General features: G+C 67.2%; 23 protein-coding genes. 15 read left to right on the top strand and 8 right to left on the bottom strand.

Going from position 1 to position 25,686, the window contains the following annotated elements; all coding sequences use genetic code 11:
* Positions 1-13 precede the first annotated feature (13 nt).
* A complete protein-coding gene (locus ABD231_RS11495) occupies positions 14-838 on the top strand; it encodes an aldo/keto reductase (RefSeq protein ID WP_344149327.1) in 825 nt (274 codons plus the stop codon).
* On the opposite strand, the gene ABD231_RS11490 is transcribed toward ABD231_RS11495, so the two are convergent.
* Positions 835-1,743, bottom strand: a complete 909-nt coding sequence (locus ABD231_RS11490) for a LysR substrate-binding domain-containing protein (RefSeq protein WP_344149325.1) — start codon at positions 1,741-1,743, stop codon at positions 835-837. The genes ABD231_RS11495 and ABD231_RS11490 overlap by 4 nt on opposite strands.
* A gap of 83 nt (positions 1,744-1,826) precedes the next feature.
* Between ABD231_RS11490 and ABD231_RS11485 the strand changes: the two genes are divergently transcribed.
* The 6 genes from ABD231_RS11485 to ABD231_RS11460 are packed head-to-tail and all read left to right on the top strand — an operon-like array spanning position 1,827 to position 6,881.
* Positions 1,827-2,039 carry a hypothetical protein gene (locus ABD231_RS11485; RefSeq protein ID WP_344149323.1) on the top strand — a complete coding sequence of 71 codons (213 nt, stop codon included), beginning with the start codon at positions 1,827-1,829 and terminating at the stop codon, positions 2,037-2,039.
* A complete protein-coding gene (locus ABD231_RS11480) occupies positions 1,996-2,895 on the top strand; it encodes a LysR family transcriptional regulator (protein ID WP_344149321.1) in 900 nt (299 codons plus the stop codon). The genes ABD231_RS11485 and ABD231_RS11480 overlap by 44 nt, the downstream gene beginning before the upstream one ends.
* 45 nt (positions 2,896-2,940) lie before the next feature.
* Positions 2,941-3,693, top strand: coding sequence for a dolichyl-phosphate beta-glucosyltransferase (locus ABD231_RS11475; RefSeq protein ID WP_344149319.1), 753 nt, complete (start codon positions 2,941-2,943; stop codon positions 3,691-3,693).
* On the top strand, positions 3,690-5,366 hold the full coding sequence (locus ABD231_RS11470) for a glycosyl transferase (protein WP_344149317.1): 1,677 nt from the start codon (positions 3,690-3,692) through the stop codon (positions 5,364-5,366). The genes ABD231_RS11475 and ABD231_RS11470 overlap by 4 nt, the downstream gene beginning before the upstream one ends.
* Before the next feature lie 22 nt (positions 5,367-5,388).
* Positions 5,389-5,907, top strand: a complete 519-nt coding sequence (locus ABD231_RS11465; protein WP_344149315.1) for an RNA polymerase sigma factor — start codon at positions 5,389-5,391, stop codon at positions 5,905-5,907.
* Positions 5,904-6,881, top strand: coding sequence for a hypothetical protein (locus tag ABD231_RS11460; RefSeq protein ID WP_344149313.1), 978 nt, complete (start codon positions 5,904-5,906; stop codon positions 6,879-6,881). The genes ABD231_RS11465 and ABD231_RS11460 overlap by 4 nt, the downstream gene beginning before the upstream one ends.
* Here the strand turns inward: ABD231_RS11460 and ABD231_RS11455 are convergent, their stop codons facing one another.
* Entirely contained in the window at positions 6,882-7,661 is a 780-nt protein-coding gene (locus ABD231_RS11455; RefSeq protein ID WP_344149311.1) for a hypothetical protein, read from the bottom strand.
* Positions 7,662-7,756: 95 nt separating this feature from the next.
* Positions 7,757-8,524 carry an SDR family NAD(P)-dependent oxidoreductase gene (locus tag ABD231_RS11450; RefSeq protein WP_344149309.1) on the bottom strand — a complete coding sequence of 256 codons (768 nt, stop codon included), beginning with the start codon at positions 8,522-8,524 and terminating at the stop codon, positions 7,757-7,759.
* Positions 8,525-8,692: 168 nt separating this feature from the next.
* Between ABD231_RS11450 and ABD231_RS11445 the strand changes: the two genes are divergently transcribed.
* From ABD231_RS11445 to ABD231_RS11435, 3 genes are all read left to right on the top strand, one after another.
* The gene (locus ABD231_RS11445) at positions 8,693-9,385 is read left to right on the top strand and encodes a FadR/GntR family transcriptional regulator (RefSeq protein WP_344149307.1); all 693 of its coding nucleotides are present in this window, start codon (positions 8,693-8,695) and stop codon (positions 9,383-9,385) included.
* Positions 9,386-9,477: 92 nt separating this feature from the next.
* Positions 9,478-11,172, top strand: a complete 1,695-nt coding sequence (locus ABD231_RS11440; protein ID WP_344149305.1) for a glycosyl hydrolase family 28-related protein — start codon at positions 9,478-9,480, stop codon at positions 11,170-11,172.
* A complete protein-coding gene (locus ABD231_RS11435) occupies positions 11,126-11,437 on the top strand; it encodes a hypothetical protein (RefSeq protein ID WP_344149303.1) in 312 nt (103 codons plus the stop codon). The genes ABD231_RS11440 and ABD231_RS11435 overlap by 47 nt, the downstream gene beginning before the upstream one ends.
* Here ABD231_RS11435 and ABD231_RS11430 read toward each other — a convergent pair.
* Complete coding sequence (locus ABD231_RS11430; protein ID WP_344149301.1) at positions 11,423-12,964, bottom strand: MFS transporter; 1,542 nt, start codon at positions 12,962-12,964, stop codon at positions 11,423-11,425. The two genes, ABD231_RS11435 and ABD231_RS11430, sit on opposite strands and share 15 nt — an antisense overlap.
* A 104-nt stretch (positions 12,965-13,068) precedes the next feature.
* Between ABD231_RS11430 and ABD231_RS11425 the strand changes: the two genes are divergently transcribed.
* From ABD231_RS11425 to ABD231_RS11415, 3 genes are all read left to right on the top strand, one after another.
* Positions 13,069-13,503 (top strand): MarR family winged helix-turn-helix transcriptional regulator, encoded by a 435-nt coding sequence (locus ABD231_RS11425; RefSeq protein ID WP_344149299.1) that lies wholly within the window; start codon positions 13,069-13,071, stop codon positions 13,501-13,503.
* 10 nt (positions 13,504-13,513) lie between these two features.
* Positions 13,514-14,665: a pyridoxal phosphate-dependent aminotransferase gene (locus tag ABD231_RS11420; RefSeq protein WP_344149297.1), complete on the top strand. Its 1,152-nt coding sequence runs from the start codon at positions 13,514-13,516 to the stop codon at positions 14,663-14,665.
* 211 nt (positions 14,666-14,876) lie between these two features.
* On the top strand, positions 14,877-17,057 hold the full coding sequence (locus tag ABD231_RS11415; protein WP_344149295.1) for a hypothetical protein: 2,181 nt from the start codon (positions 14,877-14,879) through the stop codon (positions 17,055-17,057).
* A 17-nt stretch (positions 17,058-17,074) separates the two neighbouring features.
* Here ABD231_RS11415 and ABD231_RS11410 read toward each other — a convergent pair whose 3' ends face one another.
* From ABD231_RS11410 to clpB, 3 genes are all read right to left on the bottom strand, one after another.
* Positions 17,075-17,425 carry an ArsC/Spx/MgsR family protein gene (locus ABD231_RS11410; protein ID WP_344149293.1) on the bottom strand — a complete coding sequence of 117 codons (351 nt, stop codon included), beginning with the start codon at positions 17,423-17,425 and terminating at the stop codon, positions 17,075-17,077.
* The gene (locus tag ABD231_RS11405) at positions 17,425-17,871 is read right to left on the bottom strand and encodes a hypothetical protein (RefSeq protein WP_344149291.1); all 447 of its coding nucleotides are present in this window, start codon (positions 17,869-17,871) and stop codon (positions 17,425-17,427) included. Before ABD231_RS11405 ends, ABD231_RS11410 begins: the two co-directional genes overlap by 1 nt.
* A 413-nt stretch (positions 17,872-18,284) precedes the next feature.
* Positions 18,285-20,861, bottom strand: coding sequence for an ATP-dependent chaperone ClpB (gene clpB / locus ABD231_RS11400; protein ID WP_344149289.1), 2,577 nt, complete (start codon positions 20,859-20,861; stop codon positions 18,285-18,287).
* A 226-nt stretch (positions 20,862-21,087) separates the two neighbouring features.
* Here clpB and ABD231_RS11395 point away from each other — a divergent pair, with 226 nt between their 5' ends.
* Entirely contained in the window at positions 21,088-24,708 is a 3,621-nt protein-coding gene (locus ABD231_RS11395) for a S8 family peptidase (RefSeq protein ID WP_344149287.1), read from the top strand.
* Between the two features lie 37 nt (positions 24,709-24,745).
* Here the strand turns inward: ABD231_RS11395 and ABD231_RS11390 are convergent, their stop codons facing one another.
* Entirely contained in the window at positions 24,746-25,135 is a 390-nt protein-coding gene (locus ABD231_RS11390; RefSeq protein ID WP_344149285.1) for a RidA family protein, read from the bottom strand.
* A 96-nt stretch (positions 25,136-25,231) separates the two neighbouring features.
* Between ABD231_RS11390 and ABD231_RS11385 the strand changes: the two genes are divergently transcribed.
* Positions 25,232-25,618, top strand: a complete 387-nt coding sequence (locus tag ABD231_RS11385; protein ID WP_344149283.1) for a winged helix-turn-helix transcriptional regulator — start codon at positions 25,232-25,234, stop codon at positions 25,616-25,618.
* Positions 25,619-25,686 lie beyond the last annotated feature (68 nt).

Here is a 25,686-nt window from a genome sequence, read left to right as displayed (position 1 = left end):
GTGAAATGGATGGATGAACACAGTCCCCTCCATCACTCTGGACAACGGCGTCGAGATCCCGCAGCTGGGCCTGGGGGTCTGGCAGGTCGAGGACGCGATCGCGGCCGACGTGGTCAGCGCGGCCTTCGAGGCGGGTTACCGCCACATCGACACCGCCGCGGCGTACAACAACGAGCCCGGTGTCGGCCGCGCGATCGCGGCCAGCGGCATCCCGCGCGACGACCTGTTCATCACCACGAAGCTGCAGAACGACGACCAGGGGTACGACTCCACCCTGGCCGCCTTCGACGCCAGCCTGGAACGGCTCGGCCTCGAGTACGTCGACCTGTACCTCATCCACTGGCAGTGCCTCAAGAAGGACAAGTACGTCGACACCTGGAAGGCGTTCGAGCAGTTGTACGCCGACAAGCGCATCCGCGCGATCGGCGTATCGAACTTCCACGAGCCCGCCCTGCGACGGATCTTCGACGAGACCACGATCCGGCCGGCGGTGAACCAGATCGAGCTGCACCCGGCGCTCCCGCAGGACGAGCTGCGCGCGTTCAACGCGGAGAACGACATCATCACCCAGGCCTGGAGCCCGCTCGCGTCCGGTGAGCTGCTCGGCGACACCACGCTGAAGGCGCTCGGCGACAAGCACGGCAAGTCGCCGGCTCAGGTGATGATCCGCTGGCACCTGCAGCTGGGCAACGTGGTGATCCCGAAGTCGAAGACGCCTCTCCGGATCCAGGAGAACATCGCGGTGTTCGACTTCCAGCTCGACAACGACGACATGGCCGCGATCGCCGATCTCGAGACCGGCGTCCGCACCGGCGGCGACCCCGACACCCTCGGCTAAATCAGCTCCAAGAACCGCGCAAGAACCGGGGACCGGTTGTCCGGCGACCAGGCGACGGACAGTTGCCACGGTGGTAGGTCGTCGGACAACTCGCGGTACACGACCGCCTCCGGGTTCGACGGCGGCGTCGGCCCGATCAGCAGCGAGACGCCCAGCCCGGCCGCGACCAACGAAACAATCGTCTGTACGTCGGCCGCCACCTGCTCGATCCTTGGCGTGAACCCGACCGCCCGGCAGAACCCGAGCAGCGTGTCGTGGACGACCGGCCCACTCGGCCGGCTGTAGAACACGAACGGCTCCTCGGCCAGCTCAGCCAGCCGCAGCCGCTTCCGCCGAGCCAGCCGGTGCCCCGCAGGCAGCACCACGACCACCGGATCCGACGACACCACCCGCGACTCCAGATCGGGTGCCAAGCGAACAACAGCGATCCGCGTCGACGGCGCCCCGACGGCCGGCGCGTTCGGGCGCATCAGCCCCACGTCGATCCGCCCGTCGCGCAACGCCTCCGTCTGCCTCAACGTCGTCACCGACTCCAGCTCGAGAACAACTTCCGGGTACGCCGCCCGGAACGCGCCGAGCAATCGCGGCAAAGCCTCGAACGTCGCCGACTGCACGAACCACAGCCGCAATGTCCCGAGCTCACCACGCTGCGTCCGCTGCGCCGCGCGGACCGCCTCGTCCGACCGCCGCAGCAGGTCCTGCGCCTCCGCCAGGAACGTCGCCCCGGCCGCGGTCAGCACGAATCGCTTCCGCACCCGCGCGAACAGCTCCACCCCGAGATCCCGCTCGAGCGCCGCGATCTGCCGGCTCAGCGAGGGCTGGGTGAGATGCAGCCGCACCGCCGCGCGCCCGACGTTCAGCTCCTCGGCCACCACCACGAACGACCGCAACTGCCGTAGCTCCATAACCTAGATCATGCACCATAAACATCAACTGAGCGAAGAACTTTCATTGGACGTATCAATGCTCAGTTCTTACCGTCGAAGACATGAGCTACATCCCGTTTTCCGTCATCAAAGCCATCCACGAAGACACCCACTCCGCCGAGCCGCACGCCCCCGTCCGGCCGCACCGCCCGCGCCGCAACCGCTCGGTGATGCGCGTCATCCGCAGGCTGTTCGACCTTCCTCCGGACGACGTGTGCCAAGCTGAGGTCCGTGATCGAGGTACGACGGTTGCGGGTCCTGCGCGCGCTTGCTGATCACGGCACCGTGACCGCGGCCGCCGAGGTGCTGCACCTGACCCCCTCGGCCGTCTCGCAGCAGCTGGCCGCCCTCGAATCCGAGGTCGGCCAGGAACTGCTCGAGCGCCGCGGCCGCCGGGTCGCGATCACTTCAGCCGGCCGGCTGCTCCTGAGCCACGCCGATACGATCCTCGGCGAGGTCGAGCGGGCGGAGGACGCGCTGCGGTTGTTCGCCGACGGTTCGACCGGCGAGGTCCGGATCACCGCCTTCGCGACCGCGATCAGTCTCCTGGTCGCGCCGACCCTGGCGCGGCTACGCGACACCAACCCCAGCCTCACCCTCGTCGTACGCGATGCCGAAGGCCACCAAGGCATCACCCAACTCCTCGACGGCGACGCCGACCTCGCAATCGCCGTCGAGCACCGCGGTTCACCTCGGCCCGACGATCAGCGGCTGACCCGAATCCCCTTGTACGCCGAGCCTTTCGTCGCCGTCGTACCGCCGACCCACCCGGCCGCCGGCCACGAGACGGTCGATCTCGCGATGCTCGCCGGCGACGACTGGGTGATGACCGCGCCGGGTAATCCGATCCGCGACGTCGTACTGCTGGCTTGTGAACAGGCCGGCTTCCAGCCGAAGATCGCGCACGAATCCGACGATTTTCGTGCCGTCGCCGCGCTGGTCGCGGCCGGCGCCGGCGTCTCGCTGGTCCCCCGGCTCGCGGTCCCCACACCGACCCTCGCGGTCATCCGTCCGCTGCCCGACCCGGCCCCGGTACGACGGGTCTACGCGGCCGTCCGGCGGAGTCGAGCCGACCACCCGCTGATCACCGCGACTCTCGCCGTACTGACTGAGGTCGCTGACAAGCTGTGACTCAGGTCACTCAACCATCCGTGACGCCGTCGGTGTCTGCGGGGTGTGACAGTTCAGCTCAGCGTGGTGATTCCCGCTTACAACGAGGAACAGCGCCTTCCCCAGACCTTGAAGGCCGTGACCGCCTACCTGGCGGCGACCTGCGAGGACTGGGAGGTCCTGGTCGTCGATGACGGTTCCGCCGATGCCACTGCGCGGTCTGTCCACGCCGCCGGGGACGACCGCGTCCAGCTGATTCGCTGGCCGGTCAATCGCGGCAAGGGCCACGCCGTCCGAGTCGGCATCCTCGCTTCCCACGGTGCGCGCGTACTGATGTGCGACGCCGACAACGCGACCCCGATCGAGCAACTGCACGTTCTGCAGGCTGCGCTCGACCGCGGTGCGAGTGCGGCGATCGGCTCCCGCGCCCTGCCGGAATCCGAGCTCGAGGTCCGGCAGAGCGCGTTCCGCGAGACCTGCGGCCGGATCGGCAACGCGCTGATCCAGGCGTTCGCCGTACCGGGTATCCAGGACACCCAGTGTGGCTTCAAGCTGTACGACGGTCCGCGGGCGCGGCTCGTGTTCCAGCTGGCGCGGATCGACGGGTGGTGTTCGGATGCGGAGGTTCTGCACCTGTTTCATCGGCTCGGTCTCGAGGTCGCCGAGGTTCCGGTGCGGTGGTTCGATCGCGACGGCTCGAAGTTGCGGCCGTCCGGCTACTTGTCCGGTCTGGCCGAGCTCGCGCGGATCCGGCGCTATCACCACGCGCTGCCGCCGCTGCACCAACTGATCCAGCCCTCCTTGCTGGGTGCGCCGTGACCGTGGTCGAACTGCGGCCCGCGCCGACCCGTCAACGCACGGGTGGTCGGTGGATCGCGCTCTTGGTTGCCCTCGGCTACCTCTGTGCCGCGATCGTCTTGCTGCACGGCATCTGGGCCGATCCGAACGGCCGCTATTTGTGGGACAGCGGGCAGGATCAGAACCAGTGGCAGTGGTTCTTCGACGTCACCGCACACCAGGTCCTGAACGGCCAGAACCCCTTGTTCAGCACGCTGATGAACTATCCACTCGGCGTGAACCTGATGGCGAACACGGCCATGTTCGGCCTGAGCATCCCGCTCATCCCGGTCACGGTCTGGCTCGGCTCCGGCGTCACCTGGGCCCTGATCCTCACCCTCGGCCTGGCCGGTACGGCGTTCGCGTGGTTCTGGATGTTCTCCCGGCGACTCGCCTCGGTCCCGGCGGCTGCGATCGGCGGTCTGTTCTCTGGTTTCGCACCGGCGATGATCTCGCACGCGAACGCGCATCCGAACTTCGTCGTCCTCGCGGTGATCCCGCTACTCCTGCTGCCGCGACCACCCGGCCGTCGTACGGCGGTCGTGGTCGGACTGCTGATCGCGTACCAGATCTTCCTGGGTGAGGAAGTTCTGTTGCTGGCGGCAACCGGGCTGCTCGTCTTCGGTGTCGTGCACGCGATCGTCCGACCGCTGGAGTCGTCCACTTTCGTCCGCCGGCACGCCGGCACGATCATCGGTGCCGGGGTTGTCGCGCTGGCGATCGTGGCGCTGCCGCTGGCCTGGCAGTTCTTCGGTCCGCAGAGTTATCACAAGCTGGGGCACGGGGACCAGGGCAATCCGTTGGCCGCGTTCACCGGGTTCAACTCGTGGGCTCTGGCCGGCGATCCGGACACGGCTCAGGCACTGTCGGTCAATCCGACCGAGGAGAACGCGTTCTTCGGCTGGCCGTTGCTGGTGGTCGTGCTCGGGTTGGTCATTGCCCTGCGCAAACAACCGAAGGTGCGGATCCTCGGTATCACCGCGTTGATCCTCGCGTGGTTGTCGACCGGGCGGTCGATGGAGGTGTTCGGTGTAGAGGTGCCGGGTCCGTGGGCTGTCATCCGATTCCTGCCGCTTTACGACTCGGTGGTCGAGTCGCGGATCGCGATGGTCTGCATCCCGATCATCGGCGCACTACTTGCCATCGGCATCGATCGGTTCAAGCGGATTGGATATGTCGTCGTCGCGGCCGCGCTGCTGCCGATCGTCCCGGTCCCGTTGATGGCAATCGAACGCGGTCCCACACCAGCCTTCTTCGCCGACGGGCTCTGGCGGGACTACGTGCGGCCGGGGCATTCCGTCGTACCGGCGCCGCCGGCGAACGGTGCCAACGGTGCACCGCTTCAATGGCAACGGGCAGCCGACTTCGGGTTCACCATCCCGGACGGCTACTTCGTCGGACCCCATGGACCGACCGGCAAAGGCGGGTACGGCGCGCAACCCCGCCCCACGTCAACCATGTTCTGGCAGGTCCAGGACGGGGGCGAATGTGCGATCGCCCCCGCTCAGCTCGAGGCGGATCTGCGGTACTGGCGGGCGGACGTCATCGTCGTACAGCCGGGGAACGAGCGGATGCGGAGTTGCCTGGACGGGCTGCTCGGCCCGGGTTCGCTGGTCGGCGGCATGTGGGTGTGGCCGGTCGAGGGCTCATCATGATCAGACGAGAGGAGGTGTGAGTGTGCGTGCGCATGACGAGCAGCAGTATGTGGACTACGTGACCGCGCGTCTGCCTGAGTTGCGCCGGCTCGCGGGGTCGTTGTGCAAGGACAGCGACCGCGCAGACGACGTCGTACAGCAGGCGATCACCAAGCTCTACGTGCACTGGCACAAGGCGCAGTCCGCCGAGAACCTGGACGCGTATGTGCGGACCATCGTCGTCCGCACCTTCCTCAACGAACGCCGGTTGCGCTGGTCGCAGGTGAAGCTTGTCGACGATCCGATCGAACGCCCCGCACCGCACGGTCGCGAGGTGGAGACCCGGCTCGTGGTCGCCGACGCACTCGACAACATTCCGCCGAAGCTGCGCGCCGTACTCGTTCTGCGTTTCCTCTATGACCTGTCCGTCCGCGAGGTCGCCGCCACGCTCGGATGCCCGGAGAACACCGTGAAGAGTCACACCGCCAGGGGCCTGACCCTGCTTCGCCGCCAACTGGGCACCCACCTAGCCGCCACCGACCGAAAGGAGCAGCGCGCATGAACGAGGACTATGCCGGTCTCCTGAAGGCGCTCCGCGAAGCCCCGGACGAGTCGACCGAGTCGATCAGCATCGACCGCGCCATCCACGACGGCCGCCGTACCATCCGCCGCCGCCGGGTCCTCGGCACCTTGGGTGTCGTCGGTGTCGTCGCCGCGGCCTCCAGCGCCCGGCCGCTGTTCAACGCCTTCCGCGAACCGCCGGTCGCCGGACCGCCGCCGGGCAGGTTCCAGCCGCTGCAGATCTGGGGCCGCGAGTTCGACGTCGGTACGGCGGGCGGATTCCAGCCGTACCAATACATCACCGGCCGGATCTTCCACATGGTCGCGCTCACCTCCACCGCACGACCCACCAACGAAGCGACTGCGGTCGCGACGCTCTACGCACCCGGCCTGCGCAGTGCGCCGCTGTCGGCCGCCCTGCAGCTCGAGCCCATCGAGGGTCGTCCTGTCTACGTCGTCGGGGAGGACTCGGGCGCGACGACGATCACCTGGGAGTATGCCGACCATTGCTGGGGCACGGTGGCCGTCTACACCGACCCCGCCGGCCGGGCCGCGCGGGCCCGGCATGTTGCCGAGAGCATCCATCGGCGGAAGACGCCGGTCCCCCTGACGGTCCCGTTCACCGTTCCGCGGCGCCTCTTCGGTCCGGAGGACGACGTCGTACTGGTCCGCGTGCCGTACGGGGCGTTGGACAGCGAGTACGAGGTGGCTGTGGCGGCTGCGGATCCGGAGGAGCCGACCGTGGTCTCGTCGCTGACCAGCGCAGGGATCCATCGGCCCGCCGCCAGCGAGAAGCCCAACACGACGATCGCCGGCCGCCCGGCGATCGTGGACGGCGGCCTCAACGCGACGGTCTTCGGCGTCGGCAGCGGTTATGCCGCCGACGCCATGGCCGACGCACCTCTTGACGCGAAGGCGATCGCGGCCGCGGTCACCCTGGCCGGTGGCAAGGGGACCGACGAGCCGCTGCGGTGATTACGGGAGTTTGCTGGCGGCTGCGCGGGCCAGCGCTTCCCAGTGGGCCGGGGCAACGCCCTTGCCCATCTCGCCGAAGGCGAGGACCGAGACCACGGTGCCCTTGCGGGTGACGGCGTACGGGAAGCCGCCGTCCTCGCTGCCCGGGTCGTTCGGCTTCGGGTAGTCGTACCAGCGCAGGATCGCGGTGGCGTCACCAACCGCGAGCGTGCGGTTCTCGGTGAGCTTCCGGGCGTGCGTCTCACCGGGCACGAAGGCCTTGCACGACTTGATCGTCGCGACGATCTGCTCGTACGCCGCCTTGGCCGCGGCCGGACTCTGGTAGCGGGTCAGCCACTGCCCGCCGGACGCGTCGAGCTCGGTCGTGAATGAGCGGGTCAACCGACCCTGTACGCCGTTCCCCTGGGTGGCCGCCTTGCCGCAGATCGACCGGCTGGCGGCGCTGGTCGCAATCCAGCCACGCTTCGGGTCCGCCTTGGCAACCTCTTTGCCGGTCAGCAGCATGGAGTTCGCGAGCCGCTGAACACCCGGCGGCTTGGTCGGCGTCGGCTGCACCGTCTTCGTCGGCACGGTGGTCGGTGCCTTGGTCGGCTCGGTGGTCGGGGCCGACGTCGGCGGGTTGCTCGGCGTCGCCGTACTGGTCTCTGGTGCCGTCGGCGTACTGGGTGCCGGTGTGCTGACTCCGGTCGACGGCGTACCGCCGGTCGGTGTTTGGTTGCCGCAGGCCACCAGTCCGACGCCGGCAACGGCCAGCCCGGCCGCGGCGATGACACGACGCATTCCCCGAGTGTTCATGGCTCCAACCCTTCCCCTTAGGTGTCAGGTTGGACGCGGCCCGGATCCCTGCGGTTGGGACACGAGTTGATCACGACAGCTCAGGTACGGCGGCGCCCGTCCAGACCGACCGTGGAGAGCCGCGCGATCAGCGTGCGCGGGGTATACCGCGCGGCGGCCGTGAGGAGCTTGTACCGACGACTCGGGATCGAGATCGCCTTCCCGCGCATCAGGTCCTTCCACGCGTCGTCGACCAACCGAGTCGCATCCAGCCACATGAACGACGGCACGACCGTCTTATCCATCCCCATCCGCTCATGGAACTCCGTGTGCACAAACCCCGGGCACAACGCCATCACCGCAACCCCCTTGGCATGCAGCTCAATCGCCAACCCCGCCGAGAAGTTCGTCACCCACGACTTGTGCGCGCTATAACTCCCCCGCTGCAGGAACCCAGCCACCGACGACACATTGATGACAGCCCCCGACCCCCTCTCGATCATCGGCAACACGGCAGCATGCGTAAGCCGCAACACCACCCGCACCAACAGATCCAGCTGCTTCTCTTCAGCCTCGACCGGATTGGCCCAGAACGCCTTCTTCTGCCCGAACCCAGCGTTGTTCACCAACACCTCGACAGGCCCACTCCGAAACCGCTCCTCAACCCGCAACAGGTCCGCGCGATCAGTCAGATCAGCCGCCAGCACCTCACACCCCACGCCGTACTCCCGGCCGATCTCCCCCGCAACCTCCTTCAACCGAGCCTCGTCCCGGGACACCAGCACCAGGTCATACCCCTCCCGCGCCAGCTTGTCCGCAAAAGCCCGGCCGATCCCAGCCGTAGGTCCCGTGATGAGCGCAGTCGCCACGTCGTCCTCCCGTCGATCAACCCCCAGTCTGTCACTACTCTGCTCTCGCACTCTCCTCCGACTGACATCTGATGACTGTCAGGTACAGCTCACATTTCAAGGGCAATCGGGGAATTGTGCGCTTGAATGGTCTGAGGACTTGGTGATGGTGGAACGGGAAGGTGGACGATGGCGGCGACCGACACGGCGTTGACCGGGTTGCGGCAGATGATTGCTTCGGGGGCGCTGGGACCGGGGGCGAAGTTTCCGCCGGAGCCGGAGTTGTGTGATCGGCTCGGGGTGTCGCGGAGTTCGTTGCGGGAGGCGGTCCGGTCGCTGGCGGCGCTGGGGGTGATCGAGTCGCGGCATGGGTCGGGGACGTATGTCTCGGCGCTGGATCCGGCCGAGATCATCAGCCGGTTCTCGTTGTCGGTGGAGCTGATTCCACTCGAGGGAGTGCTCGAGCTGCTCGAGGTACGGCGGGTGCTGGAGGCGCACGCAACCGCATCAGCCGCCGCCCGCCAGGATCCGGACCTTGCCGGCCGACTCGGCGAGATCCTCGACCGCCTGGAAGCCACGACCGATGCGCACGAGATCCAGGTGCTGGACGCCGAGTTCCACGGCGCGATCTGTACGGCGGGCGCCAACCCGACCGTGACCGCGCTGACCGCGGTCATCCGCGGCCGCGGTGGGCACTACCGGATCTTCGAACCAGGCGACGATTTCGACGCGATCAAACAGACCAGCGACCGCGGTCACCGCGCGATCCTCTCGGCCATCACCCTCCGCGACCCAGCCGCCGCCGCAACCGCCGCGTCCGCCCACATCGCCCAAACCGAACTCTGGCTCCGAGCCCTCCGCCCCACTCCCCAACCCGACTGATCGCGCGTGATTTTTCTATATTCTGTCGAGATCTTGCGCTGAGGTGGTCTACTGCATAACCTCCAGGCAGTTCGTCTGGAGGGGATCCGCCAATGTCCCGAACAGTTCTGCGCGCCCTCGCCGTCGCCCTGACGACGGCGGTCCTCGGCGCCACGCTCACCGCTCCCGCGACGGCCACCCGGCCGGCACCACGGATCACCCGCGCAGGTCTTGATCCGGCGCTGGTCGCCGGGCGCGGTGCCACGGTTCCGTTCGTCGAGCAGGAGGCGGAGAACGCCTTCTTCACCGGCGAGCAGATCGGCCCGGGCCGCGAGGCCTACACCCTGTCGGCCGAGGCGTCCGGCCGGACCGCCGTCCGCCTGCAACCACGCCAGTACGTCGAGTTCACGCTGACGCACGCGGCCAACGCACTGACGTTGCGCTACAGCATTCCGGACGCACCGACCGGCGGCGGAATTCAGGCGCCACTCGATCTCACGATCAACGGTAAGCACAAGCGCACACTGACTCTCACCTCCGAATACGCCTGGCTGTACGGGATGTATCCGTTCTCCAACGACCCGAACGTCGACCCGATCCCAGGCTGGTGGAAGCCGGAACCCGATCCGGTCGCCAAGCCCTTCCGGCCGAACCACTTCTACGACGAACAGCGCGTGCTACTCGACCGGACCTACCGCGCCGGCGATCGCGTCAGGCTCGCCGTACCGAAGCACACGAATGCTGCCTGGACTGTCATCGACGTCGCCGACTTCGAGCTCGTGAAGGCGCCGATCCGGCAACCCGCCCGATCCCTCGACGTCCGCCTGTTCGGTGCCGACCCGACCGGCCGGCGCGACTCCGCACCGGCCATCGACCGCACCATCGCGACTGCGAAGAAGCTCGGCTGGTCGGTGTTCATCCCGCCCGGCACCTACCAGGTCAACCGGCACATCGTGGTCGACAAGGTCACCGTCCGCGGTGCCGGCAACTGGCACACGATCATCAAGGGCAAGGTCCTGCCCCTCGCCGAACCCGCGCCGGACAAGTCGATCCACAGCGCACCGGGCTTCTACGGTAAGTACGCCGACGCCGGAGCGAGCACGGAGGTCCACCTGGCCGACTTCGCGATCGAGAGCGACGTACGGGAGCGGATCGACACCGACCAGGTGAACGGGGTCGGCGGTGCGATCGGCGGCGGTTCGACGATCGAGAACCTCTACCTGCATCGCACCAAGGTCGGTATCTGGCTGGACGGCCCGATGGACGGTCTGCTGATCCGCAACAACATCATCACCGACGCGATCGCCGACGGGATGAACCTGCACCTCGGTGTCTCGAACGTCCGCGCCACCAACAACTTCGTCCGCAACAGCGGTGACGACGGTCTGGCGATGTGGTCGGAGACGAACCCGGCCGGGCTGGCCAATCACAACAACGTCTACGACCACAACACCGTCCAGACTCCCGTGCTGGCGAACAACATCGCCATCTACGGCGGTCGCGACAACGCCGTCACCGACAACCTGGTCGCCGACCCGATCCGCGAGGGCAGCACGCTGCACGCCGGTTCGCGCTTCAACTCGACACCGTTCGAAGGCAAGCTGACCTTCGCCCGGAACACCACCCGTCCGCGGCGGCCCGAGGGACCTGAACTGGAACATCGGGCTCGGCGCGATCTGGTTGTACGCCTTGCAGTCGACGATGTCGGCCGACCTGCAGATCACCGACAGTTCGTTCCTGGATTCGACGTACAACGCGCTGATGTTCGTCGTCGACTGGCCAGTCAAGGACACCTATGCCATCAATAACGTTGCCGTACGCAACATCAAGGTGGATGGCACCGGGACCAGCGTGGTGAACGCCCGGGTCGGCGGCTTCGCTTCGTTCGAGAACGTCGATGCTCGCAACGTCGGTGCACCCTTCGTCAACAACTGCGGCACCTTCCACTTCGAGAATCCCCCGACGTTCGACGTACGACTCCTGACCGGCAACGACGGCGGCTGGTACGGCGCCACTTGGTGCGAGGACCGCCCAGCCGCCGTACCGCCGCCGCCTCCGTCAGCCTGGAACTGAGGACAACTCGGCGTCGGCCGCCCCGGTGGCCGGCGCCCGACGGTTGCGGAAGGCAAGGATCAGGACGACCGTTCCGGCCAAGGTGAAGATCGCGGCGACCACCGCGGCCGTGTGCATCGCTTGGATGAAGGCGTCATTCGCCAACGGGATCAGCTGCGGTTGCCCGAGCTCAGCCGCCGCATGACGGGTCGCCTCTGCGGATTCACCGGCCGTGTCGCGGAGGTTGGCCGGCAACGACGGCGCGATCGCGTGCTGGTACGTCGACGAGACGATCGTGCCGATCACCGCGACACCGAGCACACTGCCGACCTGCCGAATCGCATTGCTGACGGCCGAACCGGCGCCGATCCGATCCATCGGGAGGGTTGCCACGACACCCGCGGTGGTCGGCGCGACAGCGGCTCCAATCGCCAGGCCGGCGATCATCCCGAGGAAGCAGAACCACACGAGTGACGTGTCGACGGTGAACGTGAGGTTGAGGACGAGACACACCGTGAACACGGCCAACGCCGTACCGGAGACGCGGGCGATGCCGAACCGGGCGGCGAGCCTGGCACCGAGCGGCGAGCCCAGTACGACGCCTGTTGCCCCTGGCAACGCGAGTAGTCCGGCCTGCAGGGGGCTGAGGCCGCGCGCGCCTTGCAGGTAGAAGGTTTGGTAGAACGCCTGGCCGGTGATGGTCAGGAACAGTGCACCGAGCGCGACGTTGCCGGCCGCGAAATGACGGTTGCGGAACAGGCGTGGATCGAAACTCGGGTCGTGTTCGCGCGCTTCGGAGTAAAGGAAGGCCGCGAGCAGGACGAGGCCGGCCGCGATACTCGCCCAGACCTGCCAACGGCTCCAGCCGTTCTGATGACCGCCTTCGATCAGGCCGTAGGACAAAGCGAGCAGGCCGAGCGTGGACAGCCCGAGGCCTCGCACGTCGAGGCGGCGGCGTTGCTCGCTGCGGGGATTCGGGAGGGTGAGGGCGGCACCGACCAGCGCGACGGCGACCAGTGGCAGGTTGATCAGGAAGACCGAGCCCCACCAGAACCGGGCCAGCAGCAGACCGCCGAGGACCGGACCGGCAGCCACGCCGACACCGGCCGCGGACGACCAGATCGCGATGGCCCCGGCTCGGCGTTCGGGGGCGAAGGTCCGGCCGAGGATCGCCATCGAGGTCGGCATGATCATTGCGCCGCCGAGGCCCATAGTGGCGCGGGCGAGGATGAGCGCGACCGGATCGCCGGCCCAGGCCGCCCACGCGGACGACGCACCGAAGACGACCAGGCCAGCCATCAGGACAGTCCGGTGACCGTAGCGGTCGCCGAGCGCACCGGCGGCGAACAGTGCGGTGGCAAACAGCAGCGAGTAGATGCCGATCGCCCATTGGAGCTGACCGGGTGAAGCGCCGAGCCCATCGACCGGGTCGGCGAGGCGTTCGAGGGCGATGCCGAGGACTGTCGAGTCGATCCAGATCAGCAGCGCGGAAAGGACGAGTACGGCGAGCACCCGGCCGGGCCGGGTGGGTGTTGGCGGTAGGGACACCACGTCTCCTATGATTGACAGGACCCTGACGTGGTTTCAGTGTGCGGTGATTGACAGGTTCCTGTCAATCACCTTTTCCGACGTGTGTTGGCAGAATGAGCGGTATGAGCAGCGAGCCTGACGACAGCTTCGGCGTGACCTTCCTGGTGCGGCACGCCTGGCTGAGCCTGCGCTCCGCGGTGGCCGTCGCCCTGGTCGAGCACGGACTGTCCGTGCAGCAGTACGGCGCTCTGCTGGTCCTCACGCATCACCCCGGCCGGACCGTCGCCGAACTGGGCCGCGTGGTCGGAACCGCCCGCCAGTCCGCGAACGAACTCGTCACCGGCCTGGAGAAGGCCGACCTGGTCGAACGGCGGCCGAATCCGAACGACCGGCGTACCCAGCAACTGTTCCTGACCAAGGCCGGGGTCGACCGGTTGGCGGTCGCAGCACCCGCCGTACTGGCCGTGGAGGCCGAGATCGAGGCGAGCCTCGCTGACGCCGACCGGACCACGGCACGCGACTGGCTGGCCCACATGGTGCGCAACGCCGGGCGTTAGAGTCGACTGCATGCGCGGACATGCTGAGCGGTTGAACGGGCTGGGCACCACGATCTTCGCCGAAATGTCGGCCCTCGCGGTCGCGACCGGCTCGGTCAACCTCGGACAGGGGTTCCCCGATACCGACGGGCCTGACTCGCTGCTCGAGGATGCGATCGCGGCGATCCGCGCCGGCGCGAACCAGTACCCGCCCGGCCGTGGGATTCCCGCGCTGCGGCAGGCGATCGTCGACCACCAGAAGCGGTTCTACGATCTGTCGTACGACCCCGACACCCAGGTCCTGGTGACCACGGGCGCCACCGAGGCCATCGCCGCCGCCCTGCTCGCCTTCGTCGAACCCGGTGACGAGGTGATCGCGCTTGAGCCGTACTACGACTCGTACGCCGCCGGCATCGCCTTCGCCGGCGGTCGCCGGATCCCCGTGACGCTGCGAGCGCCGTCGTACCGGCTCGACCTCGACGAACTCCGCGCCGCCGTCACCCCGCGGACGAAGGTCCTGCTGATCAATACCCCGCACAACCCGACCGGCACGGTGCTGACCGATGACGAGCTTCGCGGGATCCGGGATCTGGCTGTCGAGCACGATCTCGTCGTCATCACCGACGAGGTCTACGAACACCTCGTGTACGACGACCACCGGCACATCCCGCTGGCGACGTACGAGGGCATGGCCGACCGGACCGTCTCGATCGGCAGTGCCGGCAAGACCTTCTCGGTGACTGGGTGGAAGATCGGCTGGGTTACCGGTTCGCCGGAGGTGGTCACCGCGGTCACCACTGCCAAGCAGTTCCTCACCTACGTCTCGGGCTCCCCGTTCCAGCCGGCCGTAGCCAACGCCCTTGCCCTAGGCAACGACTACTTCAATGCCCTCCGCGCCACCCTCCAGTCCCGCCGCGACCTCCTGGCCAACGGCCTGTCCGACCTAGGCTTCGAAGTCCACCGCCCCGCCGGCACCTACTTCATCACCACCGACATCCGCCCGTTGGGCCACACCGACAGCATCGACTTCTGCCGCCTCCTCCCCGAACGCACCGGCGTAGTGGCCATCCCCACCCAAGTCTTCTACGACAACAAAGAAGCCGGTCGCCCCCTGGTCCGCTGGGCCTTCTGCAAAAAGGAAGAACTCCTCCAAGAAGCCCTAACCCGCCTACAAAAGCTCTGAAGCCTGAGGACCGACACGCTCACCAGTGCGTCGGCGAGGACTCCGCCCCTAGCATCGGCGCGTGCCGCACCAGACAAGGCTCAGCCCAAGCAACCCACCCCCGACGCGCTCGGATGCCTGGACCGCATGGCTAAACGCGGTGTGGCGGACTCAGGTCAGGCGACGATGGACGGACATCGTCACCTGGGTTACAGAATCTCGCCTCAGGCACGTGTACTGGCAATTTGGCCGTGATGACGAGCTGAATGCGGTCGAGGATCCCCGCGTATTCCGCGCGCTGATCGCTCTTGCGGCCGACCAAGAGATGTTGAGACGTTCCACTCCGGATCGCGCCAGATTCATGCTGGCTGCAGGCGCCGTGCTCTCGTGCGTTGTCCTGATGGCAGTGCTCCTGTTTGCTTGCTGCCGCGAGGTGCTGGCGTGGATCCGGCAGCTCTGGGCAGCCACTGCCGAGGGCGCACCCGACCTACATCTCATTCGATTCGGCACCAGCGCCATCGAGGGCATCCGTTGGCCTGGCCCCTGGCCGATGGCCGTAGCGGTGCTCCTGGCTGGATTGCTGTTGCGGGTCTGTCATCGGTCGTACCTGACCCAGAGAGCAGTCTTCGACCAGCGGTTGGACGCCTTGATGCGGCCACCTCTCCGCGAGTTCATCAATCGCCATTCCAATCACGCCAACCCTCCTGTGTTCAACGTCGTACGCGCTCCTGGGCTCACTCACGTGAACTCGGCAGATCGCTTGGTGGACCGACCAGAATCAAAGCGCATTCTGCGGCTGATCACTGATCTCGGCGCCACTTCCTTGGCTGTCAGCGGACGTCGGGGCAGCGGAAAGTCGACTGTGCTGCGCCACATCGCCGGTCTGATCGCTGACGAGCGGGCCGACACGACATGGGCCACCGTTCACGTGCACGCACCCGTTGGATACGACTCGCGCGAGTTCCTGGTACACCTACACATCCGTCTGTGCGAGGCCGTAGCGCAACTCCTCCACGATGGCGCCGGCACAAATGATCTGTCCGACTCTCGTCTCCGTCGCGGCCTCCGGTTCACGATGGGATCCCTGGCATTTCTCACAATCAGCTACGGAATCCAAGAAGCGGATGTGCATCCTGTGGCAAACCCATGGGACCAACCGGCAGGCGCGATCCTTTATCAGCTGCACCAGTACACACAACAACAATGGCTCCACCTCGGGCCTGATCTCTCTCAGGGAATCGTGCTGTACGCCGTACTCCTGCTCCTGCTCGTGCTGCGGGTCGTCGTACCGAGACTCGGTTGGAGATCGCTCCTGCCGACCACCGCCCGAAACCTTGCGAGGCCGGCGAACCTGAAATGGCTCACCAGGCGGACCCTCGACCGGCTCCGGTTCATCCAAACCACGAACTCGAATCTGACCGGCGCTTTGAAGGCAGGCAGGGTAGACCTCGGTTGGGGGAGATCTCGCCAGCTCGCAGACATACCCCTGTCGCTCCCTGAGCTGGTCGGCTCATATCGCGAGTATGTCGAGGCCGTGGCACTGTGGCGGGCCCCCGGCCAGCGGCCGATGTCGATCATCGTAACCATCGACGAAATGGACCGGATCACTGACGCGGAACAGGCCGAAAGATTCCTGAACGACATCAAAGCAATCTTCAATCTCCCCGGTTGCATATATCTCGTATCAGTGTCCGACGATGCCTTGGCGGGTTTCGAAAGCCGGATCATTCACCTACGCACAGCAATGGACAGTTCGTTCGACGACGTCATCCGCATGCCGCCGTTCACTCTCGAGCAGTCCATCGAGCTCATCCGCAGACGTGTGGTCGGCTTTCCGGATGTCTTCACGGCACTTTGCCACTGCGTCTCCGGAGGTATACCCCGAGACCTTGTTCGAGCCGCGCGCAGCTTGATCGAGCTGCGACGACTCACTGAGGCGACCTCCTCGAGCTCCCTTGCTACGAGCCTGATCAACGCAGAGGTCTCCGCATTACGACGCGGACTTTCCGGACGCACCCAGCACGACGAAGCGTTCACCGAACGCCATGCTGACCTTGTCCAGCACTTCGTCGAGCCGAACAGCGAATCCAGCAGCAAGGACCTGTTCCGCGAGGCCAAGAGGATCTCACGACTGACGCTCAAGAGCCCGAACCCAACAGCAGATCGACTCGTTGCAGGGCTTGAGTACTACGCAACCGTGCTTGAAGTCTTCGAGGTCGCCGGCGACTTTGTTACAGAGGCCGTACGTTCCTTCGACAGCCCTGAACACGAGTTGCTTGCTGCGCTAGCGCAGACCCGCTCGACCCTTCAAGTCAGCGCAACGGCAGCCGCCGCAGAGGTACAGCTCGTTCGCCGGTCTATAAGAGCCCGTCAACGCGGATCCGCGACGACCAGCACGGCTTCGCAGTCCTAACTCGACACTCAGACTTCTCAGGGGAGGAAGCGGGACAGGGTTTCTGGGTCGCGGACGACGGCGGTGGTTTCGTCGTCGGCGGTGAGGATGGGGCGTTGGATCAGGATGGGGTGGGCGACCATGGCGGCGATCCAGTCGGTGCGGTGGGACTCGTCGCGGGGTAGATCGCGCAGCGCGGCGGCCTCGGGCTCGTTGTGACGGACCACGTGCCAGGGGTCGAGGTTGAGGCGGACGAGTACGGCGTCCAGTTCGGCGGCGGTCGGTGGGTCGTCGAGATACCGCCGTACGACGTAGTCCACGCCGGCCTTGTCGAGGGCCTTGGTGGCCGCTTGGCATTTGGAGCAAGCGGGGTTGATCCAGATCTCCATCAGCGATGGAACCAGACCTTGGTGGGGTGCTGCAGCATGAGCATCAGTAAAGCGCCATGGACGGCCGCGCCGAGCAGGCCGGTGGGCATCGAGAACAGACCACCAAGGATGCCCAGAACGGCGATGCCGATGATCAGATGGCGCGCCCACGGGCGGCCCTTGCGCAGGTAGAGCGCGGGGAGGATGTAGAGCACGGCGCCCACCCACGCCACCGCCACGACAACCATCGACGAGCCCTTCGACCCGGTGACGATCTCCGAGATCTGCTCCCCGGCCGAGGTCAGCGCCATCAGCCCGAGCAGTAGGTAGAGCACCCCGAAACCGAGGGTCACCACCATCGCCACCGTCACCTGCCGCGGCGGCCCGGTCTCCTCGCCGTACGCCGAGGCACCGAACATCCCCTGATAACCGCCAGGCGGAGGTACGTCGTCGTGCGACTCACTCATGCGGTGTCGAATTCCTTCCGGCTGTCTGCTCCCCGATCCTCGCAGACGGCCCAAGCCGTCCCCCGAAACGACACTACCCGTGAATCTGCGGGGCTCCGCAGCGCCGAGAACTCCCACCTGGCCTTCGCCCCCCAGCTCCGTGGTTATCCCTCCAGATGGGGGGTTGCCCATCGAGAATCTCAGTGGGCAACCCTCCAACTCGACAGGCAACCCCGGCCTGTGTCGACAGCGCCGGACACGGTGGGTTCTGTCGCGCGGCATAGCTGGGGATCCGGGGAGGATCCACCCCCAGGACACACCCCCGAATGCGTCGCGGATCCACCCCAGACAGGGGCTGCGCCGACGCTGATCCTCCCCAAACCGGTTTGGGGAGGATCAGCGCGACAGGCTCCAGGACATCGACCGTGGATGCGTCAGGCGGTGACTTCCAGCGCGTCCTTCGACTCGTTCAACGTCACGCGGACGGTTTCGCCGTCGCGGACCGTGCCGTTCAGCAGGCCCCGGGCCAGCTCGTCACCGATCGCGGACTGCACCAGGCGACGCAACGGGCGGGCGCCGTACACCGGGTCGTATCCGGTCAGAGCCAGCCATTCCAGGGCGCCTTCGTCGACCTCCAACGTGATCCGACGGTCGGTCAGGCGGCGTTGCAGGGCGGTGATCTGGAGCGCGACGATCTTCGTCAGCTCCTCACTGCCGAGCGCGTCGAACAGGACGATCTCGTCGAGCCGGTTGATGAACTCCGGCTTGAAGGACTGCCGTACGACGGCCATCACCTGGTCGCGCTTGACCTTCTCGTCCAGCGCCATGTCGGCCAGGTACGACGAACCGAGGTTGCTGGTCAGGATCAGGATGACGTTGCGGAAGTCGACCGTCCGCCCCTGACCGTCGGTCAGCCGGCCGTCGTCGAGCACCTGCAAGAGGATGTCGAAGACCTCGGGGTGCGCCTTCTCGACCTCGTCGAGCAGGATCACCGAGTACGGACGACGCCGTACGGCCTCGGTCAGCTGGCCGCCCTCTTCGTAGCCGACGTAGCCGGGAGGCGCACCGACGAGTCGCGAGACGCTGTGCTTCTCGCTGTACTCGGACATGTCGATGCGGACCATCGCCCGCTCGTCGTCGAACAGGAAGTCGGCCAGCGCCTTCGCCAGCTCCGTCTTACCCACACCCGTCGGGCCCAGGAACAGGAACGAGCCAGTCGGCCGGTCCGGGTCGGAGATGCCGGCCCGCGCACGCCGTACGGCGTCACTGACAGCCTTCACGGCTTCCTTCTGACCGATCAACCGCTGACCCAGCTCGTCCTCCATCCGGAGGAGCTTGCCGGTCTCGCCTTCGAGCAGCCGCCCGGTCGGGATACCGGTCCACATCGCGATCACCTCAGCGATCTCGGTGGGCCCGACCTCCTCGTCGACCATGGCCTCCGGGGCTTCTTCGACAGGTTCGGCATCGACAGCCTCGAGCTCCTTCGTGAGCTCGGGGATCTCGCCGTACAGGATCCGGGCCGCCGTACCGAGGTCGCCGTCGCGCTGGGCGCGCTCGGCCTGGCCGCGCAGCTCGTCGATCCGCTCCTTGATCTCGCCGACCCGGTTCAGGCCGGACTTCTCCCGCTCCCAGCGGGCTTCGAGCGCACGCAGCTCCTCCTCGCGGTCGGCGAGGTCGGCGCGCAGCCGCCCGAGCCGCTCCTGCGACGAGGCGTCCTCCTCGCGGGACAGCGCGAGCTCCTCCATCTTGAGCCGGTCGACGGTACGGCGCAGTGAGTCGATCTCGACCGGGGACGAGTCGATCTCCATCCGCAGTCTCGACGCGGCCTCGTCGACCAGGTCGATCGCCTTGTCGGGCAACTGGCGACCGCTGATGTACCGGTTCGACAGCGTCGCCGCAGCCACCAGCGCACTGTCGGAGATGGCCACCTTGTGGTGTGCCTCGTACCGCTCCTTCAGACCACGCAGGATCGCGATCGAGTCCTCGACCGACGGCTCACCGACGAAGACCTGCTGGAACCGACGCTCCAGCGCCGGGTCCTTCTCGATCCGCGTCCGGTACTCGTCGAGCGTCGTGGCGCCGATCATTCGCAGCTCGCCACGCGCCAGCATCGGCTTCAGCATGTTGCCCGCGTCCATCGCGCCCTCGCCGGACGCACCGGCGCCGACGACAGTGTGCAGCTCGTCGATGAAGGTGATGACCTGACCGTCGGATTCCTTGATCTCGGTCAGCACCGCCTTCAACCGCTCCTCGAACTCACCGCGGTACTTCGCGCCCGCGACCATCGCACCGAGGTCGAGGCTGATCAGCCGTCGGCCGCGCAGCGACTCGGGCACGTCACCGGCCACGATCCGCTGGGCCAGCCCTTCGACGACGGCGGTCTTGCCGACGCCGGGCTCACCGATCAGGACCGGGTTGTTCTTGGTACGACGGGACAGCACCTGTACGACGCGCCGGATCTCGGAGTCACGCCCGATCACCGGGTCGAGCTTGCCGTCGCGAGCACGCTCGGTCAGGTCGACGCCGTACTTCTCCAGCGTCTTGGTCGTGCCTTCGGCCTCCGGCGACGTGATCCGCCGGTTCCCACGCATCTCGTCGAACGCCTTCAGCAGCGCCTCCGGGGTCACCCCGAGCGCCGTCTTGGCAGGTCCTTCGACGGTGGCGAGCGCGATCAGCAGGTGCTCGGTGGAGACGTACTCGTCCCCGAGCCCGAGAGCCCGCTGCTCAGCCTGGTTCAGCACCTCACCGGTCTTCGGCGACAGGCTCGGCGCTTGCACACTGCCCCCGCTCGCCTTCGGCAGCCGACCCACCTGCTCGGCGGTCCGGCGTCGTACGGCGTCCATGGCGCCGCCGGCGGCCTCGAGCAGACCGGTCGTGGTCCCCTCGGGCTGCGCGAGCAGCGCGGAGAGCAGGTGAATCGGTTCCACGGTCGGGTTGCCCGCCGCGGAGGTCTGACGGATGGCGACCGACAGCGTTTCGCGGGCCAGCGTCGTCAACCGCTGAACATCCATATCTCAGAGCCTTTCCGTTCAAGCAAACACAGTCACTAGGTACAACCTAGCCAAACTTGAGTCCATTCCACTCAACTCTAGGGGATCTCTCCGGGACAACCCAGGGATCTGCTCCGAGTTCCGGTCTAGTCTTGAACTTCTGGCGGGTTCGTTCCGTCAACGCAAGTGAGACCACCGCCCGACTCTGGAGGAACACTTGCACCCGAACCGCTGGCTGGCGCCCCTCGTGGGCCTGAGCCTGACGCTCGGCGGCGCCACCACCGCCACCGCCGCGTCCCCACCGCCCCGCCCCCAACCGCCCACCTCGACGGTCAACCTGATCACCGGCGACCAGCTCCGAGTCACCACGCTCCCTGGCAACCGGGTCCGAACGGCCTTCGTCCCGGGCCCCGGCAGTACGTCGGACTCGGCCCTCACGAGCACGCTGAACGGGCACACGTACGTCGTACCGACCGCCGCCGCAGCCGATGTCACCGCCGGCCGCCTCGACCGAAGCCTGTTCGACGTCACCACCTTGATCGCCGAAGGCGCCACCGACAGCACCCCGGTGATCATCAGCTCGACAGGCGCAGCCCGGTCCGCCGCGGTTCCCGGTACGACGGGAGGCCGAGTGCTCGCCAGTCTCGGCGCCCGCGCGACTCGCGTCTCGCACGGTCAGGCGTTCTGGCGATCCCTCACCCCGGGCAAGACCGCGCGGGTCGCCTCGACCGTCACCCGGGTCAGCCTCGATCGACGCGTGAAGGCGAACCTCGACCAGAGCGTTCCGCAGATCGGCGGACCGGCCGCGTGGCAGCGCGGATTCACCGGTAAGGGCGTCAAGATCGCCGTACTGGACACCGGTATCGACCCGACCCACCCCGATGTCGCCGGGCGGATCGCGGCCGCCGAGGACTTCAGCGAATCCGGTGACTCGGTCGACCACAACGGCCACGGCACGCACGTCGCGAGTATCGCGGCCGGCAACGGCGCCGCCTCGCAAGGCAAGTACAAGGGCGTGGCCCCGGACGCCACGTTGCTCAACGGCAAGGTGCTCGACGACAACGGCAACGGCTACGACTCAGGCATCATCGCCGGGATGGAGTGGGCCACCGCGCAGGGCGCGTCGGTCGTCAATCTCAGCCTCGGCGGCGGTCCGAGCGACGGCACCGACGTGCTGTCGGAGGCGGTCAACCGGATCAGCAAGCAGACCGGCGCACTGTTCGTCATTGCTGCAGGCAACTGCTATCCGCCGACCCCGGGCAGCGTCAGCACACCGGCCGCGGCCGACGAAGCACTTGCCGTTGGCAACCTTCAGTTCGACGGCCGGCCGAGCAGCACCTCCTGCCACGGTCCGCGCAAGGGCGACGGCGCACTGAAGCCGGAGCTCTCCGCACCAGGCACCGGCATCGTCGCCGCCCGCGCCGCCGGCACCAGCCGCGGCGAGCCGGTCGACGACAACTACACCAAGCTTTCCGGTACGTCGATGGCCAGCCCGCACGTCGCCGGTACGGCGGCCCTCCTGGCCCAGGCGCACCCGGACTGGAAGGCGGATGCGCTCAAGGCCCGGCTGATCTCGACCGCGGATCCGCAGCCGGGCAGCCCGCTCGCCGAGCAGGGCGCCGGCCGAGTCGACGCCGACCAGGCCACGGCCACCGAAGTCACGGTCGACATCGGCGAACTCGAGCTAGGTCGGCTGGCCTGGCCGTACCCGCAGACCGACGTGGTCACCCGCGAACTGACCTACCGCAACCCCACCGGTACGCCGGTCACGCTCAAGCTGGCCGTGGATCTCGAATCCACCCAGCTGAGCGCCAACCAGGTCGTCGTACCGGCGAACGGCGACGCCAAGGTCACTGTCACGACCGACCGGGCGAAGAAGGGCCCGGGCAACTTCGCGGGCCGGATCACCGCCACCGCGGACGGCGCCGACCCGCTCGTCACGACCATCGGCTGGTACGCCGAACCTGAGGTCTACGAGCTGACCGTCACCGGCATCACGCATGACGGCCGGCCGGCCAACGACGACCTCGCCGTGAACCGGCTCGACGGCCCGCAGCCGGAGCTCGGTCCATCGCACAGCGTCCCGATCGTGAACGGCGCCGCGAAGGTGCGGCTCGCGCCGGGCCAGTACGACGTCTCGTCGATCTTCATCTCGTCGGCGACCGACGACGCACCCGGCCGATTCGACCTGGTGCTGTCCGACGAGTTCACGATCAGCAAGGCCACCGCGGTCACGCTCGATGCGCGCAAGACCCAGACGCTCGATATCGGCGCGCAAGGCCAGCCCGCCACGGCGGCACCCCGGGAAGTCTCGATGACCCACGTCCGCGACGTACCGAACTGGCGTCGTACCGACTCGGTGAGTCAGACCGGCACCCGCAGGACGTTCGCCGCGACGAGGACCGCTGCGAAGGCGGTTGGATCCGTCGAGATCGGATTCGGCAAGCGGATCGAACAACCGCCGTACCAGGCTCAGATCGTCGGCGGTGCGGCGTTCACCGCGCTGGACTTCCATTTCGGGCCGCGGTTCACCGGGCAGAAGGAGTTGCAGGTCTTCGACGGCGGTACGGGTACGCCGGCCGAGCTGACCGGGGCGAAGGGCAAGCTCGCGTTGATCCGCTCCGACCAGACCCAGGCCAGCGGCGATCTCGCGACGAACGCCGAGAAGGCGGGTGCCGCGGCGGTCATGCTGTACGACCCGAGCAAAGCCGGCGACGGCGCGATGTTCGCCTTCTGGGCGTACAGCGAAACCGGCGATGCGAAGGTCCCGACGATGCGGATCTCCCGGGTGAACGCCCAGCGGCTGCTGGAGCGGCCCACGACAATCCGGATCACCGGTCAGGCGGTCACGCCGTACGTCTACGACCTGATCGTCCCCTGGGCGAACCGCCTGCCGGCCGACACCGAGCTCACCGTCAGGCGGGACCAGCTCGCGACAGTGGACGAGACCTTCGGTACGCACACCGGGCTGCCGACGGCCGAGGCACGCACCGGCGTCACGCCGGCGGGAGCCGACGTGAACAGCTTCCTGCTCCCGTACTTCGCGCCGCCGGCCAAGCGCACGTCGTACGTGCTCGCCAACCAGGTCACCTGGTCCAGCCAGCTCATCATCGACGGTGAGGCGGCCGACCCCTTCGTGCTCGGGACCCCGCGCGTCTACCGACCCGGCACGAAGACGGTCGAACGCTGGCTGACCCCGATCATCAACAGCGGTCTCCCCGACGCCGATGTCGGCGCAATCGCCCAGGTCGGCCGGTACGACGGCGGTCTGAGCATGACGATCAGTACGCTCAGCCACGGTCCGGGCCAGTACTCCCCTTGGTGGTCCACCACCGGCGAGACCTCGATCGTTGCCCACCGCAACGGCGTCGAGATCTTCTCCGACACCTCCGCACCCGGCGGATTCGTCGAAGTACCGCCCGACGCCGCCGACTACCAGATCGACCTGAAAAACAGCCCGGACCCGGCGCTGTTCCGCTACTCCACCACGGTCGAATCACACTGGAAGTTCCGCTCCAAGGGCGGTGAGCAGGAGCAAATGCCGCTGGTGTTGGCCGATCTCGACGTACCGCAGGCCAACGCCCACAACCTGGTGCCGACCGCCCGCCCCGTCACGATCAACCTCGGTCTCCGGCACCAGTTCGGCTCCGGCAGTACGGCGAAGTTCACCAAGCCGAAACTGGAGATCTCCTACGACGGCAGCCGCTGGACCGCTCTACCGGTCACCGGAACCGACGGCAAATACACCGCCACCGTGACCCACCCAGCCGGCGCCACCAGTAAGGCCCCCGCCCTACGAGTCACCGCAGTAGATGCCGACGGCAACAGCCTCAAGCAGCAAATCACCGCCGCCTACGGCCTGAAGTAGCCCGCAGGGGGATGGCCACGCGCCATCCCCCTGCACCTCAATCAAGAACCGCGGTCGCCTCGATCTCGACCCAGTGCTCCGGTACGTCGAGTGCCGCGACCCCGATCAGCGTCGCGGGCGGGGTCGGGGTGACGCCGAGCTTGGCCGCTGCGCGGGCGATCCCATCGAGCAACTCCGGCATCTTCTCCGGCTTCCAGTCGACGGCGTACACCGTCAGCCGGGTGACGTCGGCGAAGGAACCGCCGGCCGCGGCGAGCGCCGTACCGACGTTCAGATAGGCCTCTTCGACCTGAGCAGCCAGGTCCGGTACGGCGCTCCACGCGACCTGCCCGGCGATGAACACCAGCCGCGTGCCGGACGCGACCGCGACCTGCTTGTAGACGTCGATCTCGGGCAGACCAGCGGGATTGATCAGGGTGACGGCCATGACAGTTCCTCTCACACTCTCTTGTGGTTACTCAGGAACCGTAGGAGAGTGTGGAGCGCAGCGGAAGAACGCACTTTTCGGTGACAGGGGAACCAGATGGGAACCAAGCAGGTCAGCGGCTTGTCGGCGGAAGAACAGGCCGACATCAGCCGGGCCGACTCACTGGCGCGGGAAATTTTCTCCGACGTGGCCAACAAGTGGGCGCTCCTGATCATCGAGACGCTCGGCGACGACACCCGGCGCTTCAGCGATCTGCGCAACCGCGTCGATGGCATCAGCCACAAGATGCTCACCCAGAACCTGCGCATGCTCGAACGCAACGGCCTGGTCGAGCGCACGGTCTACCCGACCGTGCCACCCAAGGTCGAGTACACGCTCACCGAGGCCGGCCAGGGCCTGCGGGCCACAGTCGACACCATGTGCGACTGGACCCAGAGGTACTTCACCCACATCCAGTCCGCCCGCCAGTCCTTCGACAACTAATTCACCACCGGCACCCCCCGCCGTCCCACCCTCACCCCCCACCCCTCACCCTCCCCCCACCTCCCGCC

The sequence above is a fragment of the Kribbella yunnanensis genome (assembly GCF_039529655.1).
Lineage (GTDB): Bacteria > Actinomycetota > Actinomycetes > Propionibacteriales > Kribbellaceae > Kribbella > Kribbella yunnanensis.
This window is presented reverse-complemented; position numbering and strand designations above follow the sequence as displayed.